Source organism: Clostridium psychrophilum, from assembly GCF_018861705.1.
Taxonomy (GTDB): Bacteria; Bacillota; Clostridia; order Clostridiales; family Clostridiaceae; genus Clostridium_AD; species Clostridium_AD psychrophilum.
Genome location: NZ_JAHLEC010000033.1, coordinates 11,900 through 34,577, shown reverse-complemented (window position 1 = coordinate 34,577; position 22,678 = coordinate 11,900). Strand labels below are relative to the sequence as shown.

The 22,678-nt window shown below is 30.1% G+C and carries 20 protein-coding genes and 1 riboswitch; of the genes, 9 read left to right on the top strand and 11 right to left on the bottom strand.

Annotated features, from left to right (window positions below; genetic code table 11):
• Window positions 1-212: 212 nt before the first annotated feature.
• Window positions 213-391: riboswitch (cobalamin riboswitch) on the bottom strand.
• 202 nt (window positions 392-593) lie between these two features.
• The gene (gene rd, locus KPL38_RS09135; protein ID WP_216288831.1) at window positions 594-755 is read left to right on the top strand and encodes a rubredoxin; all 162 of its coding nucleotides are present in this window, start codon (window positions 594-596) and stop codon (window positions 753-755) included.
• Between the two features lie 223 nt (window positions 756-978).
• A complete protein-coding gene (locus KPL38_RS09130) occupies window positions 979-1,878 on the top strand; it encodes a Ppx/GppA phosphatase family protein (RefSeq protein ID WP_216288830.1) in 900 nt (299 codons plus the stop codon).
• A gap of 65 nt (window positions 1,879-1,943) precedes the next feature.
• On the opposite strand, the gene KPL38_RS19655 is transcribed toward KPL38_RS09130, so the two are convergent.
• Genes KPL38_RS19655 through KPL38_RS09105 form a run of 6 tightly spaced genes read right to left on the bottom strand, consistent with a single transcriptional unit; the run spans window position 1,944 to window position 5,892 of the window.
• Window positions 1,944-2,075: a winged helix-turn-helix domain-containing protein gene (locus KPL38_RS19655; RefSeq protein WP_312884184.1), complete on the bottom strand. Its 132-nt coding sequence runs from the start codon at window positions 2,073-2,075 to the stop codon at window positions 1,944-1,946.
• A gap of 9 nt (window positions 2,076-2,084) precedes the next feature.
• A complete protein-coding gene (locus tag KPL38_RS20025) occupies window positions 2,085-2,291 on the bottom strand; it encodes a hypothetical protein (protein ID WP_281419343.1) in 207 nt (68 codons plus the stop codon).
• Complete coding sequence (locus KPL38_RS09120; protein WP_216288829.1) at window positions 2,261-2,785, bottom strand: HAMP domain-containing protein; 525 nt, start codon at window positions 2,783-2,785, stop codon at window positions 2,261-2,263. The genes KPL38_RS20025 and KPL38_RS09120 overlap by 31 nt, the downstream gene beginning before the upstream one ends.
• Before the next feature lie 18 nt (window positions 2,786-2,803).
• Complete coding sequence (locus KPL38_RS09115; RefSeq protein ID WP_216288828.1) at window positions 2,804-4,033, bottom strand: ABC transporter permease; 1,230 nt, start codon at window positions 4,031-4,033, stop codon at window positions 2,804-2,806.
• A gap of 45 nt (window positions 4,034-4,078) precedes the next feature.
• Window positions 4,079-4,771: an ABC transporter ATP-binding protein gene (locus KPL38_RS09110; protein ID WP_216288827.1), complete on the bottom strand. Its 693-nt coding sequence runs from the start codon at window positions 4,769-4,771 to the stop codon at window positions 4,079-4,081.
• Complete coding sequence (locus tag KPL38_RS09105) at window positions 4,771-5,892, bottom strand: efflux RND transporter periplasmic adaptor subunit (protein ID WP_216288826.1); 1,122 nt, start codon at window positions 5,890-5,892, stop codon at window positions 4,771-4,773. Before KPL38_RS09105 ends, KPL38_RS09110 begins: the two co-directional genes overlap by 1 nt.
• A 555-nt stretch (window positions 5,893-6,447) precedes the next feature.
• Between KPL38_RS09105 and KPL38_RS20020 the strand changes: the two genes are divergently transcribed.
• Window positions 6,448-6,576, top strand: a complete 129-nt coding sequence (locus KPL38_RS20020; RefSeq protein WP_281419341.1) for a hypothetical protein — start codon at window positions 6,448-6,450, stop codon at window positions 6,574-6,576.
• Window positions 6,577-6,680: 104 nt separating this feature from the next.
• On the opposite strand, the gene KPL38_RS09100 is transcribed toward KPL38_RS20020, so the two are convergent.
• Window positions 6,681-7,160 (bottom strand): hypothetical protein, encoded by a 480-nt coding sequence (locus tag KPL38_RS09100; protein WP_216288825.1) that lies wholly within the window; start codon window positions 7,158-7,160, stop codon window positions 6,681-6,683.
• Between the two features lie 184 nt (window positions 7,161-7,344).
• Window positions 7,345-8,895, bottom strand: a complete 1,551-nt coding sequence (locus tag KPL38_RS09095) for a nitrite/sulfite reductase (RefSeq protein WP_216288824.1) — start codon at window positions 8,893-8,895, stop codon at window positions 7,345-7,347.
• Window positions 8,896-9,017: 122 nt separating this feature from the next.
• On the opposite strand from KPL38_RS09095, the gene KPL38_RS09090 reads away from it, so the two are divergent.
• The 6 genes from KPL38_RS09090 (at window position 9,018) to KPL38_RS09065 (ending at window position 17,269) form a co-directional block, all read left to right on the top strand.
• Window positions 9,018-9,905: a LysR substrate-binding domain-containing protein gene (locus KPL38_RS09090; RefSeq protein ID WP_216288823.1), complete on the top strand. Its 888-nt coding sequence runs from the start codon at window positions 9,018-9,020 to the stop codon at window positions 9,903-9,905.
• A 297-nt stretch (window positions 9,906-10,202) separates the two neighbouring features.
• Window positions 10,203-11,330, top strand: coding sequence for an ABC transporter ATP-binding protein (locus tag KPL38_RS09085; RefSeq protein WP_216288822.1), 1,128 nt, complete (start codon window positions 10,203-10,205; stop codon window positions 11,328-11,330).
• Window positions 11,330-12,922, top strand: coding sequence for an ABC transporter permease/substrate-binding protein (locus KPL38_RS09080; protein WP_216288821.1), 1,593 nt, complete (start codon window positions 11,330-11,332; stop codon window positions 12,920-12,922). Before KPL38_RS09085 ends, KPL38_RS09080 begins: the two co-directional genes overlap by 1 nt.
• Before the next feature lie 334 nt (window positions 12,923-13,256).
• Window positions 13,257-14,384: an ABC transporter ATP-binding protein gene (locus KPL38_RS09075; RefSeq protein WP_216288820.1), complete on the top strand. Its 1,128-nt coding sequence runs from the start codon at window positions 13,257-13,259 to the stop codon at window positions 14,382-14,384.
• Window positions 14,384-15,976, top strand: coding sequence for an ABC transporter permease/substrate-binding protein (locus KPL38_RS09070; RefSeq protein WP_216288819.1), 1,593 nt, complete (start codon window positions 14,384-14,386; stop codon window positions 15,974-15,976). The genes KPL38_RS09075 and KPL38_RS09070 overlap by 1 nt, the downstream gene beginning before the upstream one ends.
• Window positions 15,977-16,255: 279 nt before the next feature.
• On the top strand, window positions 16,256-17,269 hold the full coding sequence (locus tag KPL38_RS09065) for a lysylphosphatidylglycerol synthase transmembrane domain-containing protein (protein ID WP_216288818.1): 1,014 nt from the start codon (window positions 16,256-16,258) through the stop codon (window positions 17,267-17,269).
• A gap of 90 nt (window positions 17,270-17,359) precedes the next feature.
• Here KPL38_RS09065 and KPL38_RS09060 read toward each other — a convergent pair whose 3' ends face one another.
• The 3 genes from KPL38_RS09060 to KPL38_RS09050 form a co-directional block, all read right to left on the bottom strand.
• Window positions 17,360-18,538, bottom strand: a complete 1,179-nt coding sequence (locus KPL38_RS09060; protein WP_216288817.1) for an ROK family transcriptional regulator — start codon at window positions 18,536-18,538, stop codon at window positions 17,360-17,362.
• Between the two features lie 95 nt (window positions 18,539-18,633).
• Window positions 18,634-20,136 (bottom strand): xylulokinase, encoded by a 1,503-nt coding sequence (xylB, locus tag KPL38_RS09055; RefSeq protein ID WP_216288816.1) that lies wholly within the window; start codon window positions 20,134-20,136, stop codon window positions 18,634-18,636.
• A gap of 312 nt (window positions 20,137-20,448) precedes the next feature.
• Complete coding sequence (locus KPL38_RS09050) at window positions 20,449-22,287, bottom strand: APC family permease (protein ID WP_216288815.1); 1,839 nt, start codon at window positions 22,285-22,287, stop codon at window positions 20,449-20,451.
• Window positions 22,288-22,678: the final 391 nt, after the last annotated feature.

Genomic DNA, 22,678 nt, shown 5'->3' with positions numbered 1-22,678 from the left:
TTTAATCATCTCATATTTCTCTTGAATTTTCCACCTAATTTTCATCTAAAATGTTATCTAAAATGTTATCCACAGCGGTTTCCGCAAGCTGTTTCCTATATAATAAAAAAACCACACCTAAGGGATGTGGATATAATACAATCAAACTTTTAACGTATTGAATAAATCAATACTATTGTTAAATTACGTATTTTCATCCTCCCTCCGAAGATTAAAATTTTAAACGTTAGGCAGGTTTACTGGCTTAATCATCATCTTACTCTCCAACCTTCTCAGTTTCCCAATGGTCTCTGGATTTCATCCTCTAATACAGTAGCGGTGGGCTGCAGTGGTTTTTAACCACTTTCCCTTTTAACCCTTTTTATAAGGCACCTAAAGCTAATATTAAATTTTTATATGTTTTCAATAATAATTGTATCATCAAGAAAATATTAAAGCAATAAATTTAACATACTAAAATATATTAAGTAATAATTATTTTTGACAACATTGGGCATCATAATTAATGTATAATGGTAATACTGAAATATTTTGAAAATAAATGTTTTAGCACCTTTTGAACCATAATTAATAAATTAAGAGGAGATGTTTTTATGAGTAAATATGTTTGTACAGTCTGTGGTTACGAGTACGATCCCGAAGTAGGAGATCCTGATGGCGGAATAAAAGCAGGTACGAAATTTGAGGATATTCCAGAAGATTGGGTTTGCCCATTATGTGGAGTTTCAAAAGAAGATTTTGAAATAGTAAAATAAGATATTATGTTACTAAAAAGTAGTGTTTCATTGCGAATCACTACTTTTTAGTAGCCATTCAAATTAAGACTTTCATTTTTAAATAAATTTGCAATAAAAATCAGCTATTATTTTTTAATATTTACTTTAAAATGTAATTATGAATAATATTAAACCTATAGTGAAATAATACTAATATATGTATGATGGTTTTTATTTTAGTAAGTTATAAGGAGTGAATAAATTGAAAATAGCTGTAATAGACATTGGTTCTAATTCAATAAAAATGATTATAGCAAATACCGATAAAGGTATGACTATAGAAAAAGAACTTAAAGACTATGTAATATTAAATGAAAAAGTTAATAACATGTTAACCGAAGATAAAATGCATGAAGCTATAACTACTTTAATTAAATTCACTCATGAATGTGAAGATGTAAATAAAATTATAGCAGTTGCAACCGAGGCCATAAGAAGTTCAGCTAATCAACAGGATTTTGTTGATAAGGTTAAACAATTAGTAGGATTAGATATAAGAGTACTTAAAGGTCAAGAAGAAGCATATTACGACTATTTTGCAACTATAAATAGTATGAAAATTGCAGACCATGATTTAATAATTGATGTAGGTGGTGGAAGTACCGAATTGATATTAGTTAAGGATGGCAATATAGAACATAGTGTATCATTACCTTTTGGGGTTGTTACACTAACCGATATGTTTAATCTTCATGATGAATTAACCAATATACAAGAAAATGAGCTGAAAAATTTTATTGATGTTTCTTTTGATAAACTTGATTGGATTAAGAACATTAATTGCCCTAATTTAATTGGTATAGGTGGAAGTATTACAAACATAGGCAATATCCATTTAGCAAAAAATAAAAATGGTCTACAATTATCACCCACAAATTCCATTTCATCAAAAGAATTCAAAGAAATCTATAATAAATTAAAACATAAAACAAATGATGAGAGATTAAAAGAAAAAGGTTTATCAAAAGAAGAAGTTAACTTTGTTGTTTGCGCAGCACAGATTGTAACTATATTAATTGATAGACTTAAAATTAAAAATATTATTTTTAGTAAAAATGGAGTTAGAGAAGGTTTAGTTTACAAAGAAATAGAAAGTTACTAATGCCTATTTTCTTGTATGACTGTAATGAATATTTTTATTACAGTATCTTATTCTACTATTTTTGCTTAAAGTTCAAATCTATATCCAACACCCCATATTGTTTCGATATACTTAGGGTTTAATGGATCATCCTCGATTTTCTCTCTCAATTTTCTAATATGCACAGTAGCTGTTCCAACATCTCCAAATGAGTCTATCGCCCATACTTAATTAAATATATTATCCTTTGAAAACACTTTATTGGGGTTAAGATCTAAAATAGTTAAAATATCAAATTCTTTTACAGTTAATATAACTTCGCTAACATATACACGCCTAGAGGTACGGTAAATACTGAGTCCCCTTATCTCGATTATATCACTTTGATCTTTATTTTCTCCTCTTAGCCTTTCATATCTTGAAATTCTTTGCAAAGTTCACCAATTTCATCATTTGTATTAGATTTTACTTCAAAATCAAGATCGCCTTCTTTTATTCTAGACGAGGCATTCTTTAATGCTATTAATGCCTTCACAATTTTTTTAGAAACCCAAAATGTAAGTATTCCATTAATCAAAATCATTATTAAAATGACAATAGTAACATATACTAATAAAAAACTTTTGGTCAATTTAAATTTATTATCAAGGTTTGATAAATATTTATTATTTTCAAGTATATCAGGATTCATTTCTACATCTTTTTCTATGTCCATAAGTATTAGTGAATTCTTATTAAACAAATCCTTTAATGGATTGCTTTTAAATATATTACTTTGGAGAGGATGCCCATTGTGTTTTATGTCATATGCCCTATCAATACTTTTAACATAGAAACTAGCAACCACTGACAGTGCAATTAAAGACAAAACAAATGGGACAATGAGCATAGCCATATATGAAACTATGAGTCTAAATTTTATGGACATAAAAATTTCTCCTAAGTTCTATTCATATCGAAGCGCATCTATAGGATTTAATTTTGCAGCCTTCCTTGCAGGATAAATTCCAAAGAATACGCCAACAGCTGACGAAAACAATATGACTTCTAAAACAACAAGTATTGAGACACTAGGAACAATATTCACAAATGATCCTATTATCTGAGCTGCAACTAAACCAAGTATCATGCCTATAAGCCCACCTATCAGTGACAATATAACAGATTCAGTTAAAAATTGGAATAATATAGCATTAGTTGTAGCCCCAATTGCTTTTCTAATACCAATCTCTTTAGTTCTCTCAGTTACAGAGACTAACATGATATTCATAACTCCAATACCTCCAACTAAAAGTGATATAGCTGCAACCGCACTAAGAAATGTTGTGAAAATTCCTAATACTTGATTTATTGAGGCAAGCATACTAGCTGAATTAGTAGCCTTATAAAGATCTACTGTCTTATTGTCATGTTTATTCTGAACAATTTTTAAGGCCTCATTTCCAGTTTGCACCGAGTTTCCTTGGTTTGTAGATGTTATACTAAGCGTTGAAATATTAAAATCTATTGGATATAAAGTTTGTACGAATGTAACTGGTACTGTTACATTTGTTGGATTAGTATCACCACTTCTACTAGGTCGTCCGCCACCCCCACCAAACATACTACTCGCTTTTGAAACACCAACAATGGTGGCACTTTTACTAGAAGCCGCGGGTCCTAATTTCAATGATTTTCCTACAGCATTGTCAGTTCCAAATAATGCTATTGCTGAAGTTTGGTCAATTACTGCAACCGACTTGCCTTCCTCAACTTCTCTATCATTTAGAAACCTTCCGTAGACAATTTCTACATTACTTATCATTGAATAATCTGTGTTAACACCAGTAATATTTGCGATACTAGTTTTAGTATCAGTTCTTGCAGTTCCCTTTTCGGATACTGTTGGAGAAACGTATTTCACTGTGCCAACCCTACCCTTTATTTGCTTAACATCATCAAGCGTAAAGTAATCACTTGTTTGCTCAACTTTTGACAAATCTACATTTAACGTAACTGTATTTGATCCCATTTTAGCAAATTGATCTGCAATATAATTTTTCCCGCCATTACCAAGAGAAACTATAGTAATTACTGAACTTATACCTATTATAATCCCCAGCATTGTGAGAAAAGATCTCATTTTATTTGATAGAATACTTGAAATAGCCATTTTGAAACTCTCTAAAACGTTCATAACTGCCCTCCCTTTCATTGTAAAAAGTATATGTTTAATATGTATCTATAATATTCTTCTTCCCTCAACAGGGTTATCATCAACTATCTCTCCATCGACAAATCTTACAATTCTTTTTGCACATTGGGCTATGTCATCTTCATGAGTAACCATTACAACAGTTGCACCATCATCATTTAACTTTTGAAATATCTTCATAATTTCAATTGATGATTTTGTATCTAGGTTACCCGTTGGCTCATCTGCCATAATAACAGCGGGGTTGTTAACCATTGCTCTCGCAATTGCAACCCTTTGTTTTTGTCCACCGGATATTTCATTAGGCCTATGTTTAACCCTGTCTGTGAGGCCAACCTTTTCAAGCGCCGAGAGTGCTCTTATTCTTCTTTCTTTTTGTGATACTCCTGCATAAAGCATTGGAAGTTCTACGTTTTCAAGTACTGATATTCTTGGCAGTAAATTAAATGCTTGAAATACGAATCCTATCTCTTTATTTCTTATTAGTGCAAGCTGATTATCGTAAAGATTAGAAACATCCTGGCCATTTAAAAAATATGTCCCTCCATCCATTTTGTCCAAACATCCTAATATATTCATAAAAGTTGATTTTCCAGAACCTGAAGGACCCATTATTGCAGTAAATTCTCCCTTTTTAACTTTAAGGCTTACTGATTTAAGTGCCGTAAAATCAATATCCCCAGTTACGTACCTTTTTAATATATCCTTTACTTCTATCATTATTTTCCTCCTGTAACTGAAGCATCTTTGACCGCTATGCCATTTGTAACAGTACTTCCTGGATTTAATATTACACTCTCACCAACTTTTACACCACTTATAATCTCTGCATCTGTATCTGATTGCACTCCCAATTTTACATTTTTTTGAACTGCTTTATCGTTTTTTGAAACAAACAAGTATGCTGATCCATCCTTGTTTGTTAATATTGCTTCGGCAGGTACTTTTTCAACTTCTAAGGCTTGGTTAAGTAATATATCAACATCTGCATCAAAATTTATTTTTAATTGTGGAGCTGCTTCTAATACATCTAGTTGCACCGTTAAAGTTGTATCTCCACCTGTAGCTGCGGTACTAACAGTCGCTGTTGGATATATATTTGAAACCTTAGCTTTATAAGCTTTCCCATTACTAGAAATTGTTGATTGTTGTCCAATAGCTACATTAGCAGCATCATATTTCCCAACTTTTACAACGGCCTTTAAGTTCGCTATATCCTGCACAACTATAGCTGTTCCCTGTGCCCCAGTTTGACCACTCACCACATTGACTGCTGTTACTACCCCGTCAATATCTGAATTAATATATGAATTCTGTGATAACTTATTACTTGCAGAATCACGATTTAATTTTGCTAAAGCAACAGCATTATCAAGCTCTTTTAGTTTATAATCCGATAATAAGCTTGCATTTAGAGTGCTTAGTTTTGCTGTATTTACAGGAGTATCCGCTGTATCTGCTATAGTATTCTTTGTGTCATTATTTTTGTTAATTGCATCCTGTCTTTGATACTGTGCATTATTATAATTTATTTGAGCAGTATCTAGTTGAGAATTCAAATCTGTTGTATCATAAGTTAGCAGTCTGCTTCCCTTATTAACTTGATCCCCTATTTTAACATTAACATTTGAAATTTTAGTTGTTGCTGATGCCGAATAATCTTTTTCATTTTTAGAATCTATTGTACCTGTGGTGGATAAATACATCTTTACATCACCTATTGCAACTTTTTCGGTTTTTACGCTTGTGCTCTGCTTCCTACCTTTTGAAGTGATTTGTATTCCGGCGATAATACCTACTAAAGCCACTATAACAACGCCAACAATAATTTTTTTTCTCATAATTGCCCCCTACTTATTTGTTATTATTAATTTTTATCTTATGATTAATATCATACACATTAAATATTAAGGATTTCTTAGGTAAATATTAAATTTTTATTAAATCATCTCCTGGGTCGCTCTAACATCTCTGGGATAGATAACAACTCTCAATTGTTATCCTCCCACTTATAGAAGTGGGAGACCTTCCTTCTGAACAGTTTAATACAAATAATTGCAATATACCTACGTTTTAATGATTAAATAGCAATTATATGTATATATTAATATAAATGTTTAATATTTACAAGCGGTTTATGAACCACCACCCCCTTGTCTCCTATAATATATGTGCTATAATAGAAATTATCTTAATACATTTCTCATATTGGTCATAAATTGTTTACAATATTGACACCTAATCGTGATAAAAGTTTAGTATTATAATAATATAGAAGATATTACTGAAAAATAATATAATGCAGCGGCTATTAAATTTAAGAAATTATATCTTGTCAGTATTATATTGAACATATATTATAAAGCCCTCAAGGGCAGAAATGGAGATAAAATTTTATGAATTCTGAAAATAAGAATGTACCTGAAATGTCAAAGAACACATCAATTTTTATTACCCTGTGTGTTGTAGCTTCAGTTGTAGCTCTCGTTGGAATTAAAATATTGATGACCACCGTGTTTGTATAGACTTAAATGTTTACAAGCTTATTTAATTATAAATTAAGGGAACTCTAACTTATAGGGTTCCCTTAATTTATAATTAAATATGTACAATAATCACAATAATAAACCTACTTATTACTTAAAACAGCATTAGCTTGATTTGTTTCAGTTTGTCCATTAGTTGTAGCACTAGTATCAGTTTGTGATTGAACTATATTTTGTAACAATTGGGTTAAGTCATTATTGCTAGTTGTACTTGAGCCAATAGCATTTGTACTATCTGTACTATCAGTACCAATACTTGAGCTACTACTTGCATCTTGTGTCGACATGATTTTCATCATTTGTTGCATTATAGTTTGTTGAAGCTGTTGAGCCTTCTGTGAACTTGATGTTAGACTATCTAACCCATTAACTACAGCATTCTTACTATCAGTGCTAGATGCACTTGTAGTATCATTGCTAGTCGTATCTTTTGATGCGTTTACCATTTGATTAAGTAACGCTTCAAAGTTAGAACTATCATCACTACCTGTAACCCCTGTTGTTGATTTTGTTGCCGTAGAACTCATAAGCTTCACTAATTGTGATATCTGATTAACGTCCAAAACTATTCCTCCTTCTTTTTAACAGTATTGTATTTATATTTTTAATTTTACACTTTATATGAATATTAATCTATACTTTTTATAGCTATAAAATAAATTGACTATTTGTGATATGTTAAATCATCTCCTGGGTCGCTGTAGTATTAACACACTATTCTAAAAAAAATAGTATAGGAATAAAATCCTATACTAGATACTTATTTATAATTTGATTAAGTTCATCTACATTTTGCTCAATCCACTTAGTAAACACTTTATTAGAATTATTTACAGCACTTGCAAGTTCAAATAAAAATTTTGGAACTTCCTCTTCTTTAATATCGCCATAATTTTTAGCTAACCTTGTTTTACCTATTCCAATATCTCCACCAAAATGTAATTCGAAAACATTTGTAAGTTCATCTTGTATTTTTTTCTTTTTACCACAAAAACCAATTGTTCCTATTTCGTGTACAGTACAAGAATTAGTGCATCCGGATATATGAACAGGAGGTAGTATATCTTTTGTCAAATTGTTTTCTTTAAAATAACTTAGAATTTCCCTTAAAGTACGCTGACTTTCTAAAATTCCCATCTGACAAGTTGGAACTCCAATGCACGCCATAGAACATTCGAGCGCAGTAGTTCCACCCATTCCCTCTGTTAGTTCAATCATAATTTCAGCTTCTTTGCCATTCAAATTTCTAATATACAATCCTTCTGTCATAGTGAGTCTTACTTCTGAGTCCTTTATACTTTCTATTTTATCAATTATTAATTTTAAATTTTCAATTTTTAATATGCCCCCAGTTGGATGAACATACACACTATATAATCCCTTTTGTTTTTGTGAAAATAGTCTTGGACTTTCTATAGAAGTTTCAACACCCACTTTATCATAAACCTTAGATTCTACCGTTATTTTTAGATTTCCTTTAGCTTTAACTTTTTCCAAATAACTATTATAGCAGTTTATAAATTTTTCCTCGCCCATTCTTTCCTTAATATATCTTATACGAGCCCTTCCTTTGTTTACATAATCACCTTCATTAATAAAAAGCTCCGTTATTGCTTCAACATGATATAAAATGTCTTCTGGTTTTATTAACTGTTTTCGTTTAACAGACAATTTTGAATTTTTACCCATTCCGCCACCTAAATATACTTTAAAATATTCTATTCCATTTTCTTTAACAGCCAAAAATCCCAAATCAGTAGCTGTTACATGTGATTCATCATTTTCATTACTTGAAAATGCTACTTTAAATTTTCTTGGGAGTTTATATGTGTATACCTTATTTAAAAAATATTGTCCTACAACTAATGCATAAGGTGATACATCAAAAACCCCGTTCACTTCTACACCAGATAAAGGTGAAACAGCTACATTTCTAGGAAAGTTGCCACCTGATCCCCTAGAATACAAACCTTTTTTTATACCTTCCTCCATCGCATCACAAACTTCATCAATAGTAATCCCATGTAGTTGTACTGCTTGACGCGTAGTTAGATGTATACTTTTTAATTTGTAACGTTTTGCAAAATCATAAACTAATTTAAGATCTTTTATAGAAGCTATCCCTGATGGTATTCTAAATCTTATCATAAATTTCTTACCACTCCGCTCGGCATACACACCCATACCCCCAGAAGCTCCTTTAAAATCCATTTTACTTACTTCACCATTTAAAAATTTATATCCAAGTGCTCTAAATCCCTCAATTTCACCAATAAGAATATCGTTTAAATCTTTCATTTATATCAATCCTTTCCTATTGAAACCTTATTATTACTATAGTATACTGGTTTTTAACCAATAAGTATAATACATGTTTTCTATGATCTTTATTAATATTTCTGATAGGTAGGGTGATAATTTTGATTGAAGAGTTAAAAAGTTTTATTGCTGTTGTAGATAAAAAAAGCTTCACTAAAGCTGCAAGTAACATCAACATCTCTCAACCTAGTGTAAGTTTACACATTAAATTTTTAGAAAAATACTTTAGCACACGGCTAATAGAAAGATCTAACAAACAAAGAAATATATTAATTACACAAACTGGTCAAATTTTATATAAAAAAGCTAAACAAGTAATCTCACTTTTAGATGATACAAAAGAAGAACTTAATAATTATCATAATTCCACCTCTGGCACTTTAAAAATTGGTGCAAGCATGACTATAGGCGAATTTTTGCTTCCATCAATACTTGGAAATTTCATAAAACAGTTTCCAAATGTAAAATTAGAAGTTGCTATAGAAAATACTCATAATATCTATGAGAAATTCAAAAATTACGATATAGATATTGCTTTAACTGAAGGCACAGTTCCTATTCAGGACTATACTTTTAAAAATTTTTATAAAGATACAATGGTTGTTGTAACTCCCAATTCCTTTACTTATGATAAAAATATTGGACTTAAGTCATATTTATGTAATCAAACATGGATACACAGAGAAGAAGGCTCTGGAACCGGTGAATACTTAAATATATTTCTAAACACTGAAGGCATATCACCAAAACATTTCATTATCCTTGGAAGTAATTATGCTATTAAAGAAGCTGTTAAAAACAATCTAGGAGTAACTTTTATTTCATCATTAGTAGTAACCGATGCTGAGAGCAACAATGAACTTAAAATTATACCTACTACAAAACAATACAACAGATATTTTTCTTATTTAGTTCATGAAAAAAACTTATCAAAAATAACAACTTTATTTGTCGAAAAATTAGAAAATTGCAACTTTACAAGCAAATAGTGCTTACAATTATTTTACATATATGCTTATTTTTTTACAAATTTATTCTTTTTTATGATGTTTGTCCTTAACTTTGCAAAATTCAAAGACGCCATACATCTAATAACAGTAACAATCTTAAGCATATAAATCATTCTTACCCATATATCTACTGTATAAGAATATTAATACAATTATAACATTTATTCATAGTTTATGGAGTTTTGTAAACATACAATCCTATGATATCATATAAGTTGTTAGTTATAAGTAATAAAAAATTGCTAGCTTCCTATTAATTTATTGAGGAGAGATTAAATGTTAAAGTTTAAGAACATAAAAAAGTCTTTTAAAAGCAAGACTGTAATTAATGATATCAATTTTAGTGTTAAAAAAGGGGAATTTGTTGTTATAGTAGGCCCAAGTGGTTGTGGTAAAACAACAACATTGAAAATGATAAATAAGTTAATTCCTCCGACATCAGGAACTATATACTTAGAAGACAAAAATATTTTAAAAGAAGATACTATTAAGCTTAGGCGTAATATGGGATATGTCATACAACAAACAGGACTATTACCTCATATGACTGTAGGTGAAAATATTGGAATAATACCAAAACTAGAGAAATGGCCAGAAACCAAAATACATGATCGAACAATCGAACTTCTAAAAATGGTAGGAATGGAACCAGATGAATACATAAATAGATACCCATGTGAATTAAGTGGAGGACAACAACAAAGAATTGGAGTAGCAAGAGCCTGGGCAACAAATCCAGATATAATTCTTATGGATGAACCTTTTAGTGCCCTAGACCCAATTACTAGAAATCAACTTCAAGATGAGTTATTTAATCTTCATCAAGATTCTCAAAAAACAATTGTTTTTGTAACTCATGATATGGATGAGGCACTTAAGCTTGGGGATAGAATTTGTATTATGAAGGACGGAGATATTGTTCAATATGATACACCTGAAGAAATTTTAAATAACCCTGTTAATGATTATGTTAAAGAATTTATAGGTAAAAATAGAATATGGCAGAAACCAGGGTTTATAAGAGCTAAAGATATTATGATTACAAATCCAGTTATATCAACAGGTAACAGAACAGTAGTCCAAGCACTAGAAATTATGAAGTCAAATAGTGTAGACAGTTTGTTAATTGTTGATAAAGAAAACAAGTTAGAAGGAATTGTTACAATAAAGGATATTATAAGGAATTACACAGGTTCCATAAAGATCAATACCATTATGGGACGAGAGATTAAAACCGTTAATATACATGACTCTTTAATAGACGTACTAAATCTAATGAATGAACTTAAAATTGGATATATTCCAGTTGTCGATGATAGTTTAAAATTAGTTGGCCTAATTACTGAAAGTAGCTTGTTAATAGTTTTAAGCAATCAGTATATTAACCAGGAGGATGAAGATTAATGGGTATAATAAATGGAATAGTTAGTTTTAAAAATTTTGTAGTTTCAAGTCATACACAAATAATAGATTTAACACTTCAACATATTGAATTAACAGTATTTGCTGTAGTTCTAGCCATAATTGTTGGAGTTCCTTTAGGTATATTAATAACTAGAGTTAAAAAGTTATCAGGACCGGTTATTGGTTTTGCCAATTTAATACAAGCGGTTCCTAGTTTAGCTTTATTAGGATTTCTAATACCAGTAATGGGAATAGGTAGCGCACCAGCGATACTAATGGTGTTTTTATATTCATTACTTCCTATTATAAAAAATACATATATTGGGCTTATAAATATAAATCCAGATGTAATTGAATCATCTAAAGGTATGGGAATGACAAGTAAACAAGTGCTTAGATTAGTTCAAATACCACTTGCATTGCCTATAATTATGACAGGTATAAGAATATCAGCAGTTACAGCTGTTGGACTTATGACAATTGCAGCCTTTGTAGGTGCCGGTGGACTTGGATATATGGTATTCTCAGGTGTACAAACTGTAGATAATAATATGATACTAGGTGGAGCAATTCCTGCATGTATCCTCGCATTGTTAATAGACTCACTTGTAGAGAAAATTGAAAAAGGGGTTACACCTCCAGGAATTAGAAAAGCAGATGGTACAATTAAGTTATCTAAGAAGAAAAAATATAAATTTAGTAAAGCACAAAAAGTTATAGCTAGTTGTTTAGTAGTTGTACTAATAGGTAGTGGTGTATTCATGGCCACAAGAAAAACTGACACAATTGTAGTAGGGTCATACAATAGCACCGAGCAGACTATATTAGGTAATATGTTAGCAATATTAGTAGATAAAAATACTAAGTTTAAAGTACAAAAAAAATTTAATTTAGGAGGTTCAGGAATAATCTTTACCGCATTAAAAAGTGGTAAAATAGACATGTATCCCGAGTATACTGGAACGGCATTACTTGATATTATGAAGTCAAAGCTCATTAAGAACTCAGATACAGCTTATAAAACTGTAAGTGATTATTATGTTAAAAATTATGGAATAACATGGCTTAAACCCCTTGGATTTAGTGATAGTTATGCAGTCGCTATTAGACAGGACACTGCTGATAAATATAATCTAAAGACCATTTCAGATTTAGCAAAGGTAGGCAACCAACTTGCACTCGGTTGTACATTAGAGTTTAGCAATAGAGAAGATGGTTATTTAGGTTTAAATAAACTATATAATTTGAATTTTAAAAGGGTTAGTACAGTTGAGGGTGGCTTAAGATATACATCCTTAAACAATAAAAGATCAGACGTTGTAGATGCATTTAGTACAGAAGGGCTTTTAAAAGCATTCAACCTTAAGGTTTTAAAAGATGATAAACATTTTTTTCCGCCTTATGATGCTGTACCTATAATTAGTAGTAAAACTTTGAAAAAACATCCAGAGCTTAAACCTCTAGTTAATAAATTAGCTGGAAAGATTAGCGATGCTAAGATGATAGACTTAAATTATAAAGTCGATAAGCTTGGTCAAAAGCCAGAAAAAGTAGCAGAAGACTTTTTGAAAGAAAATAAATTAATTAAGTAGTTTTATTTTACAAAATAATTAAAATGGTCCATTTCTACATTTTATGTTGAAATGGGCCATTTTAATATAATAAGTTACTAAAAATGAAAAAATCAGACATTAAAAAACATAAATTGACTATTAAAATGCAATATAGCCAATAAACGCACTAATACGTAGCATATGAGCCATTTTTATGTATATATCGACTATACACTAATATTGATACAACTGTAACATTTATTCATAGTTTATGGAGTTTTGAAAACATACAATCCTATGATATCATATAAGTTGTTAGTTATAAGTAATAAAAAATTACTGGCTTCCTATTAATTTATTAAGGAGAGATTAAATGTTAAAGTTTAAGAACATAAAAAAGTCTTTTAAAAATAAGACTGTAATTAATTCTATCAATTTTAGTGTGAAAAAAGGGGAATTTGTTGTTATAGTAGGTCCAAGTGGTTGTGGTAAAACAACAACATTGAAAATGATAAATAAGTTAATTCCTCCTACATCAGGAACTATATACTTAGAAGACAAAAATATTTTAAAAGAAGATACTATTAAACTTAGGCGTAATATGGGATATGTCATACAACAAACAGGACTATTACCTCATATGACTGTAGGTGAAAATATTGGAATAATACCCAAACTAGAGAAATGGCCAGAAACCAAAATACATGATCGAACAATCGAGCTTCTAAAAATGGTAGGAATGAAACCAGATGAATACATAAATAGATACCCATGTGAATTAAGTGGAGGACAGCAACAAAGAATTGGAGTAGCAAGAGCCTGGGCAACAAATCCAGATATAATCCTTATGGATGAGCCTTTTAGCGCTCTAGACCCCATTACTAGAAATCAACTTCAAGATGAGTTATTTAATCTTCACCAAGATTCTCAAAAAACAATTGTTTTTGTAACCCATGATATGGATGAGGCACTTAAGCTTGGGGATAGAATTTGTATTATGAAGGACGGAGATATTGTTCAATATGATACACCTGAAGAAATTTTAAATAACCCTGCTAATGATTATGTTAAAGAATTTATAGGTAAAAATAGGATATGGCAGAAACCAGGGTTTATAAGAGCTAAAGATATTATGATTACAGAACCAGTTATATCTACAGGTAATAGAACCGTAGTACAAGCACTAGAAATTATGAAAGCAAATAGTGTTGACAGTTTAATAATTCTTGATAAAGAAAGTAAGATAGAAGGAATTGTTACAATAAAGGATATTATAAGGAATTATATAGGTTCCATAAAAATTAATACTATTATGGAAAAAGAAATTAAAACCGTTAATATACATGACTCTTTAATAGACGTACTAAATCTAATGAATGAACTTAAAATTGGATATGTTCCAGTTGTCGATGATAGTTTAAAATTAGTTGGCCTAATTACTGAAAGTAGCTTATTAATAGTTTTAAGCAACCAGTATATTAACCAGGAGGATGAAGATTAATGGGTATAATAAATGCAATAGTTAGTTTTAAAGACTTTATAATTTCAAGACAAGCACAAATAATTACTCTAACATTACAGCATATCGAATTAACAGTCTTCGCTGTTGTTTTAGCTATAATTATTGGAATTCCATTAGGTATTTTAATATCTAGAGTTAAGAAATTATCAGGACCTGTTATAGGTTTTGCTAATTTAATACAAGCAATACCAAGTTTAGCATTACTAGGGTTCTTAATACCAGTACTCGGAATAGGTAGTACCCCCGCAATACTTATGGTATTTTTATACTCACTGCTTCCTATAATTAAAAATACCTATACTGGACTTATGAATATAAATCCAGATGTAATTGAATCATCTAAAGGTATGGGCATGACAAATAAACAAATACTTAAATTAGTTCAATTACCACTAGCATTTCCTATAATTATGACAGGTATAAGAATATCAGCAGTTACTGCTGTCGGTCTTATGACAATAGCTGCATTTATCGGTGCCGGTGGACTTGGATATATGGTATTCTCAGGAGTGCAAACAGTAGATAACAATATGATTTTAGCTGGTGCAATTCCTGCATGTATATTAGCCTTATTAATGGACTCTATTATCGGCAAAATTGAAAATGGTGTAACACCACCAGGAATTCGAAAAGCAGATGGTACAATTAAACTATCTAGGAAAAGAAAATTCAAGTTTACTAAAACTAAAAAAATAATAGCTAGTTGTTTAGCAGTCATACTTATAATTACCGGTGTATATATGTACACTAAAAAAACCGATACAATTGTGGTAGGTTGTTATAATAGTTCTGAGCAAATTATTTTAGGTGATATGTTAGCATCGTTAATAGAAAAAAACACAAATCTAAAGGTAGAAACAAAATTAAATCTAGGAGGTTCAGGGCTTGCATATTCCGCATTAAAATCAGGTGAAATAGATATGTACCCTGAGTATACTGGAATGAGTTTAGTTGGTATTATGAAAAAAGCACCAATTAATGACCCTGCTAAAGCATATAAAACTGTAAGTGATTACTATATTAAAAACTATGGTATAACTTGGCTCAAGCCTTATGGTTTTAATGATACTTATACAATGTCTGTAAGACAAGATACTGCAAAAAAATACAATTTAGAAACCATTTCAGATTTAGCAAAAGTAAGTGGCAAGCTTAAACTAGCTGCTACATTGGAATTTTGTAATAGACCCGATGGTTATCCAGGAATTATGAAGGCATATAACCTTAAATTCAAAAGCTTTAGTTCAATTGATGGAGGTCTTAGATATACAGCTATAGGTAACAAGAAAGTTGACGTTATAGATGCATTTATGACAGAAGGATTGCTTAAGTCATATAAACTCAAGATTTTAAAAGATGATAAACATTTCTTTCCAAATTATGATTGTGTACCAATAGTTAGTAGTAAAACTCTTAAAAAACATCCAGAGCTTAAACCTTTAATTAATAAATTAGGTGGAAAAATAACAAGTCAACAAATGGTAGAATTAAACTATAAAGTTGATAAGCTTGGTCAAGAACCAGCAACAGTTGCAGATGATTTTTTGAGACAGAATAAACTAATAAAATAATTTGTAAATATTAAAATAGTCGGTTTCTACTGTTTATGTAGGAATGGGCTATTTTTATGTTTAATATTACTCCAGGGTTTAAAATAGTTACAACACTTTACACATAAATTAATACATTAGTTTATAATGTTAGCAATGATTAATAATTTTAACAATGTCTTTTAAATTTAGTGATATAATAGTTAAAGTATAAATTTCTATAAAATTGTGTAATATATTTGAATTTATTAATACATACATTAACTAAAAAAATATACAGAATAAAGGGAAGGCAAATTTATGAAGAATTATAAATTTAATTTAATCTTGGGAATAGCATCCGCAGCTATTTTTGTATTACTAATTATATTCACTCATGGTTGGATGGATTTAATTCATCAAATGAAATATTTACAAGTTGAATGGTTAATTGCAGCTGTCTTTTCTATGTTGTTATATTGGGTTTTTGAAGCTAAAATCTTGCAAAGCACTGTGTTCTTAATGAAAAAAGACTATAAATTTAAAGAAGCATTTAAAGTTACTATGATAGGACAATATTTTAACTCAATTACTCCATTTGCATCTGGAGGCCAACCAATGCAATTGTATGCACTTACAAAACAAGGACTTGAAGCTGGCAAATCTGGCTCAGCTCTTATGATTAAATTTATTATATATCAGGCTATATTAACTATCTATTCACTAATTCTTATATTTTGGAAATTAGATTTTTTTAGAAGAAACACAAGTAACTTATTTTATTTAATAGCTGTAGGGTTTGCAGTTCATGCTAGTGTAATTACATGCTTAATTATATTTTCAAAATATAGAAAATTAACACACAAGTTTTTAATTGTTTTATCTAAAATACTAGCAAAATTAAGGTTAGTAAAAAATATATCGAAATTAGAACTATCTATCAACAACAATTTAGATCAATTTCATGACAATATGCAAATAGCAAAACATAGTAAAAGTTTGATTGTTAAGGCTATTATTTATACAATATTACAGCTAACAATATATTTTATTATTCCTTATTTTATTTATCTTAGTTTTGGTATGCGAGGTGCAAATATTGGTAGTATGATAGCTGGAACTGCATTTATAATGATGATAACAGCAGTTATACCATCACCAGGGGCAATGGGTGGCGCAGAAGGTGCTTTCTATATGTGTTTTAGTTTATTTTTCGCAGCTAATAATATAATGGCCGCTATATTATTATGGAGATTAATTACGTTTTACTCCTGTATAATTTTCGGTTTTCATGCGCTTAAAAAAAATAAAGAAAAGCTTGTCGATACACATTAAACTAATATACTTTAGATTAAAAGAACCTCAGCCTAGGCTAAGGTTCTTTTGACTTTTACTATTTTACATAAACAAATGTTTTAATAATAACTAGTTTACTCTTTCATTATAAAAAAATAATTTTCTCATTGGCAAAAGCGCTGCACCAAATATAGATGCATTACCCTTTAAATTAGAAAATGATACATTACATTCTTTTTTATCATAAAAATCATTTTGTTGAAATATTTTATCATTTAGTTCCGTTTCAATAAGACTCTTATAATCAGATATTTCCCCATCTATAATTATGCATCCTGGATCTAATGTTAATATTATATTTTTTATACCTTCTGCTAAAAAATCTAAATAGGTATTTAATATTTTTTTTGCCTTATCATCTGTTTTTGACATCTCCATAAAATCCTTCAAACTATCATTTTTAGTATTATATGCTTTTTTATATTCATCCAATAATGCTTTTTTAGAAGCATACAATTCCCAACATCCTCTTTTGCCACAATTACATTTTTTCCCGTCTTTTATTATAGTCATGTGGCCAAATTCCCCCGCGCGCTTATTGTAACCCTTATAAAGATTATCTGTAATTATTATACCCGTACCAATACCTTCCGTTATGGATATAAAAACTAAACTACTTTTACCATAATTAAAATTTATAAATGCTTCTGCATATGCTGATGCATTAGCTTCATTTTCTACAAATAATGGGACTGGAAAATCACATTCAAACTTTTTAAAACATATATTTTTCAGCTTTAAATTTGGTGCATTTTTTAGAAATAACTCCTCTTCATTTACTGTACCTGGTAAAGAAAAACCTACTCCCAATATTTTATCTAATGGTATATTGTTTGTACTAATAATACTAGTGATTTTTTCTGAAATTTCTACAATAACACTATTAAAATCACCCATTTTATCAGCAACATCAATAATTCTTTCATCTATTACATTGAAATCTAAGTTAGTCAAAATAATCCTAACTTGTTCTTTTGACACAAGTACTCCAAATGAATATCTGCCGTTAGGTAAAAATCTAACAATTGCAGGTTTTCTTCCACCAGAAGATTCCCCCACCTCGGTTTCATCTAAAAATCCCTGTTTTATAAGTTCCCTAACATTACTTATAACTGTTGGAATACTTACTTTAATAGTTTTAGATATTACCTGTTTTGTAAGCTGTTTTTCTTTGTATAACAATTGAATTATCTTTTTCTGATTTGTTATCCTTATTGTTTCCTGATTAGTCATTTTTAAGTTTGTCATCTTATAACACCCGTTTCGTTAGCTTATTATATCATAATATTGCTTTTGTTAATTAATGTTTTAGATATTGTCTATAAACATATCATTCGTAATCTTTAGATTTCTATTTTATTTAGTTCTTCAAATTTTTCTTCTAAACAACTATATAATGGCGTATAAATTTTATATAACTTATCATATTTTTCTACATTGACTTTTATTGGTTCAACTATGTCTGTTATTTTTATTAACTGTTTACAAGCTTCATCAACGCTCTCATACAATCCACATCCAACAGCCGCTAATATTGATGCGCCATATGCTGGACCTTCCTTAGAATTAGTTACAAGCACATCTAAATTGAAAATGTCTGCAAGTATTTGTCTCCAAAGTTTACTTTTTGATCCTCCGCCACTAACTCTTACTTCCTTAACTTCTACATTTAAACTTCTTAATATCTCTAGGGAATCCCTTAGTCCAAAACAAACGCCTTCCAAAATTGCTCTTGTCATATCACCTCTTTTATGAGTTATGTTAAGCCCTATAAAGCTCCCTCTTGCATTTGGGTCATTATGAGGAGTTCTTTCTCCCATAAGGTAAGGCAAAAATAATAATTTATTACTACCTACTGGAGCATTTTCAGCCTCACACAATAATTTGTTAAAAGCATCTTCTTTAATATCTATATTAACATTCTCTACCCACCATTTCAAACAGGATGCAGCAGATAACATAACTCCCATTTGATGCCATTTTCCATTTGAATGACAAAAAGAGTGTAGTCTATTTTCCCTATCTACAGAAAATTTTTCATCACAAGCAAAAACTACTCCTGAGGTCCCAAGTGCAACTGACAATATGCCTGTCTCTACTGTGCCCGATCCAACTGCTCCAGCCGCTTGATCTCCAGCACCAGCCATAACTAATGTCTTAGTAGACAGCCCAGTTTCCTTAGCTGCTTGTGAAGATATATTTCCTACACCTTTCCATGACTCATAGACCTTTGGCAAAACTTCCTTGTCAATTTCAAAAATGTCTATTATTTCTTTTGACCATTTTCGATTCTCAACATCAAACATTAAGGTACCTGATGCATCTGATACATCTGTTGAATAGTTTCCAGTAAGTTTAAAGCTTATAAAGTCCTTCGGAAGCATCATATGAGCTATTTTCTTATATATTTCTGGTTTATTTTCTTTAACCCATAGTACCTTTGGCAATGTAAATCCTGTCAATGCCTTGTTACCTGTATATTTTGAGAGCTTATCCTGACCAAATTTATTATTTAGATAGTCACATTGTTTTTGTGTTCTCTGATCACACCATAAAATAGCAGGCATTAAAACTTTTTCATTTTTATCAAGTAGAACTAAACCATGCATCTGTCCGCTAAAACTTATTCCAGTAATATCTTCGCTCTTTATATTACCATTGCATAATAATTCTTTAATACCTTGTTTAGTACTTTCCCACCAATCTTCCGGATTTTGCTCTGCCCATCCCTCCTTAGGAAAACTTACATCATAATCTTTAGAAGTGCTATCAACAATATCACCACTCTGATTCATTATAATAATTTTAACTGAGGACGTTCCTAAATCAATTCCTAAAAATTTCATATATATTCCTTCCTTTCTCATTATACTTATTTAAAATAACTATTTACTTTATTCCTGGATTTTCTTAAATTAATGGTATCGGTTACATAATAGTAATACATAATTATAGTTTTGTTATTGGTATCCCTTTTTTATTTATGATATCAGTATAATGTTAATTACAAAATTATTCAAGTGGTTTTATAAAGTCATTTAAAAAAGTTTCTAATTACATACACAAAATTATAATTTTACAGCAATTGGTGCAAGCTTTTTTAGTAAGTAAAAATTTTAATGGAACAAAAAAACCTTAGCATAAACTAAGGTTTTTTTCTACTCCTTTATTATATATGGTACCGTAAGCACTGCTACATTTCTATTTTTGTACAACATGCTCTTTATAAAATATCCTGTTTGATTATGAAGCATATTGTGCCACCACTTAGTTATAACAAACTGTGATAGTACAACCGTTACCGTTTCGCCATGCTTAGAAGCACGGTCTTCAGATTCTATAAAATCAATTAATGGTCCCAGCACATCTCTATAAGCCGAATGTTCTATTATTAATGGGATTCCAGGATTGTATTCTTTCCATTTTCTTTTTAATTTTTCAGTAACTTCAGGGTCAATCGATACATGAAATGCCACTACATTTTGTGATAAACTATTAGCACAATTTAATGACTTTAAAAACGACTTATTTAATGTACCTAAAAGAATTATTACATGTTGATCATTATTTGTTTTCATTCCAACATTAGGTCTTTGATAATTTGATAATTTAATTTGTTCTACTACATGGTTATAATGATTTTTAATCTTTACCATAAAATAAACAAGCAACGGTATTATAATAAAAACTAACCATGCTCCCTTAGAAAATTTTGTTATGCCTATAAGTATTACTGTAATAAACGTTACAATAGCACCTAACCCATTTATAAAGGCTTTGTGTTTCCACCCAGTTGTTCTACTTCTTTCCCATCTTAAGAACATTCCAACCTGTGATAGTGTAAATGATAAAAATACGCCTACTGCATATAATGGTAGAAGTAAATGCGTGTCACCTTTAAATACAATAATTAGCAACCCAGCAGCAACTGCAAGTAATATTATTCCATTTGAGAAGCTTAGTCTTTTTCCTCTTTGTGAAAACTGTCTTGGAACATATCCATCTTGTCCCATTAGAGAAAGTAACAAAGGTAACCCTGCATAGGCTGTATTTGCAGCCATTACTAAAACAAATGCAGTTGTAATTTGTATGATGTAAAACATAATTCCTTTTCCAAAAACTTGCTGAGCTATTTGAGCAAATACTGTCACATTCATATCAGGAAGTGGATGATAAATTGTTGCTAGAAAAGACAATCCACCAAAAATAAACAAAACTAAACAAGCTAGTAATGCCAAAACAGCCTTTGCATTTTTTTGAGATGGTTCTTTAAAATTAGGTATACCATTGCTTACTGCTTCAACTCCTGATAATGCCGTACATCCTGAAGCGAATGCCCTAAGAAATAGGAACAATGTAATGTCACCTATTTGTTTTGGAATTTGGTACATAGGTACTGGTGAATATCCAAAAATAAAATGCCTTATAATACCAGTTAAAATAAGTACTACGCAAGAAACTATAAATAAGTACGTTGGAACTCCGAAAAGTTTAGATGATTCCTTTACTCCTCTTAAATTACCTATTGTTAATAGTAATAACATTATAAGGGCTATAGCTACTTTATGATTGAGCAATGATGGCATAGCCGATGTTATTGCGGCAGTTCCAGCACTTATACTAACAGCAACTGTCAATACATAATCTACAGTAAGTGATGCTCCTGCAGTAAGCCCTGGAATTACACCAAGATTATCTTTTGCAACTATATATGAACCACCGCCACATGGATAACTATCAATAGTCTGCCTGTAGGATAAAACAAGTATAATTAATAATATTACAACACATAATGCAGCATAAAACATATATTTATATGCCAAAAGACCTAAAACTCCAATTAGCACATATAAAATTTCTTCTCCTGCATATGCAACAGAAGAAACGGCATCACTAGATAATATAGGCAATCCCCAAAAAACATTTAATTTTTCTCCTGCTAATTCTTCTGTTTTTAGCGTTTTACCTATTAACAGTTCTCTTATTTTAGAAAACACAAAACCACCTCCATTTTATACTTTAACAATTCAATATTTATCTATTATATAGCATTAATTTGATGATTTCAATTCTTAATAAGTCTATTTATGACCTAATATACTCAAAAATAGTATTTTTAGGTCTTAAATGTGATATTGTATCATTCATTTTCTTATATGCTCATTATATATCTATTTTATAAGTTATTGTATTTTTCTATATTTCTTGTTTTGCTTTGTTTTTTTTTTATATAGTTCAAGTTATAATTTTTTGTTCCAAAAGATTACCTATGCTATATATAATTAACTACATTTTTAAAGATATTCAAATTAAAAATAAGTTCTACATGGTCTTGCCCATGTAGAACTTATTTTATACTATGAGCAACATAACGCTCATTAATTAACT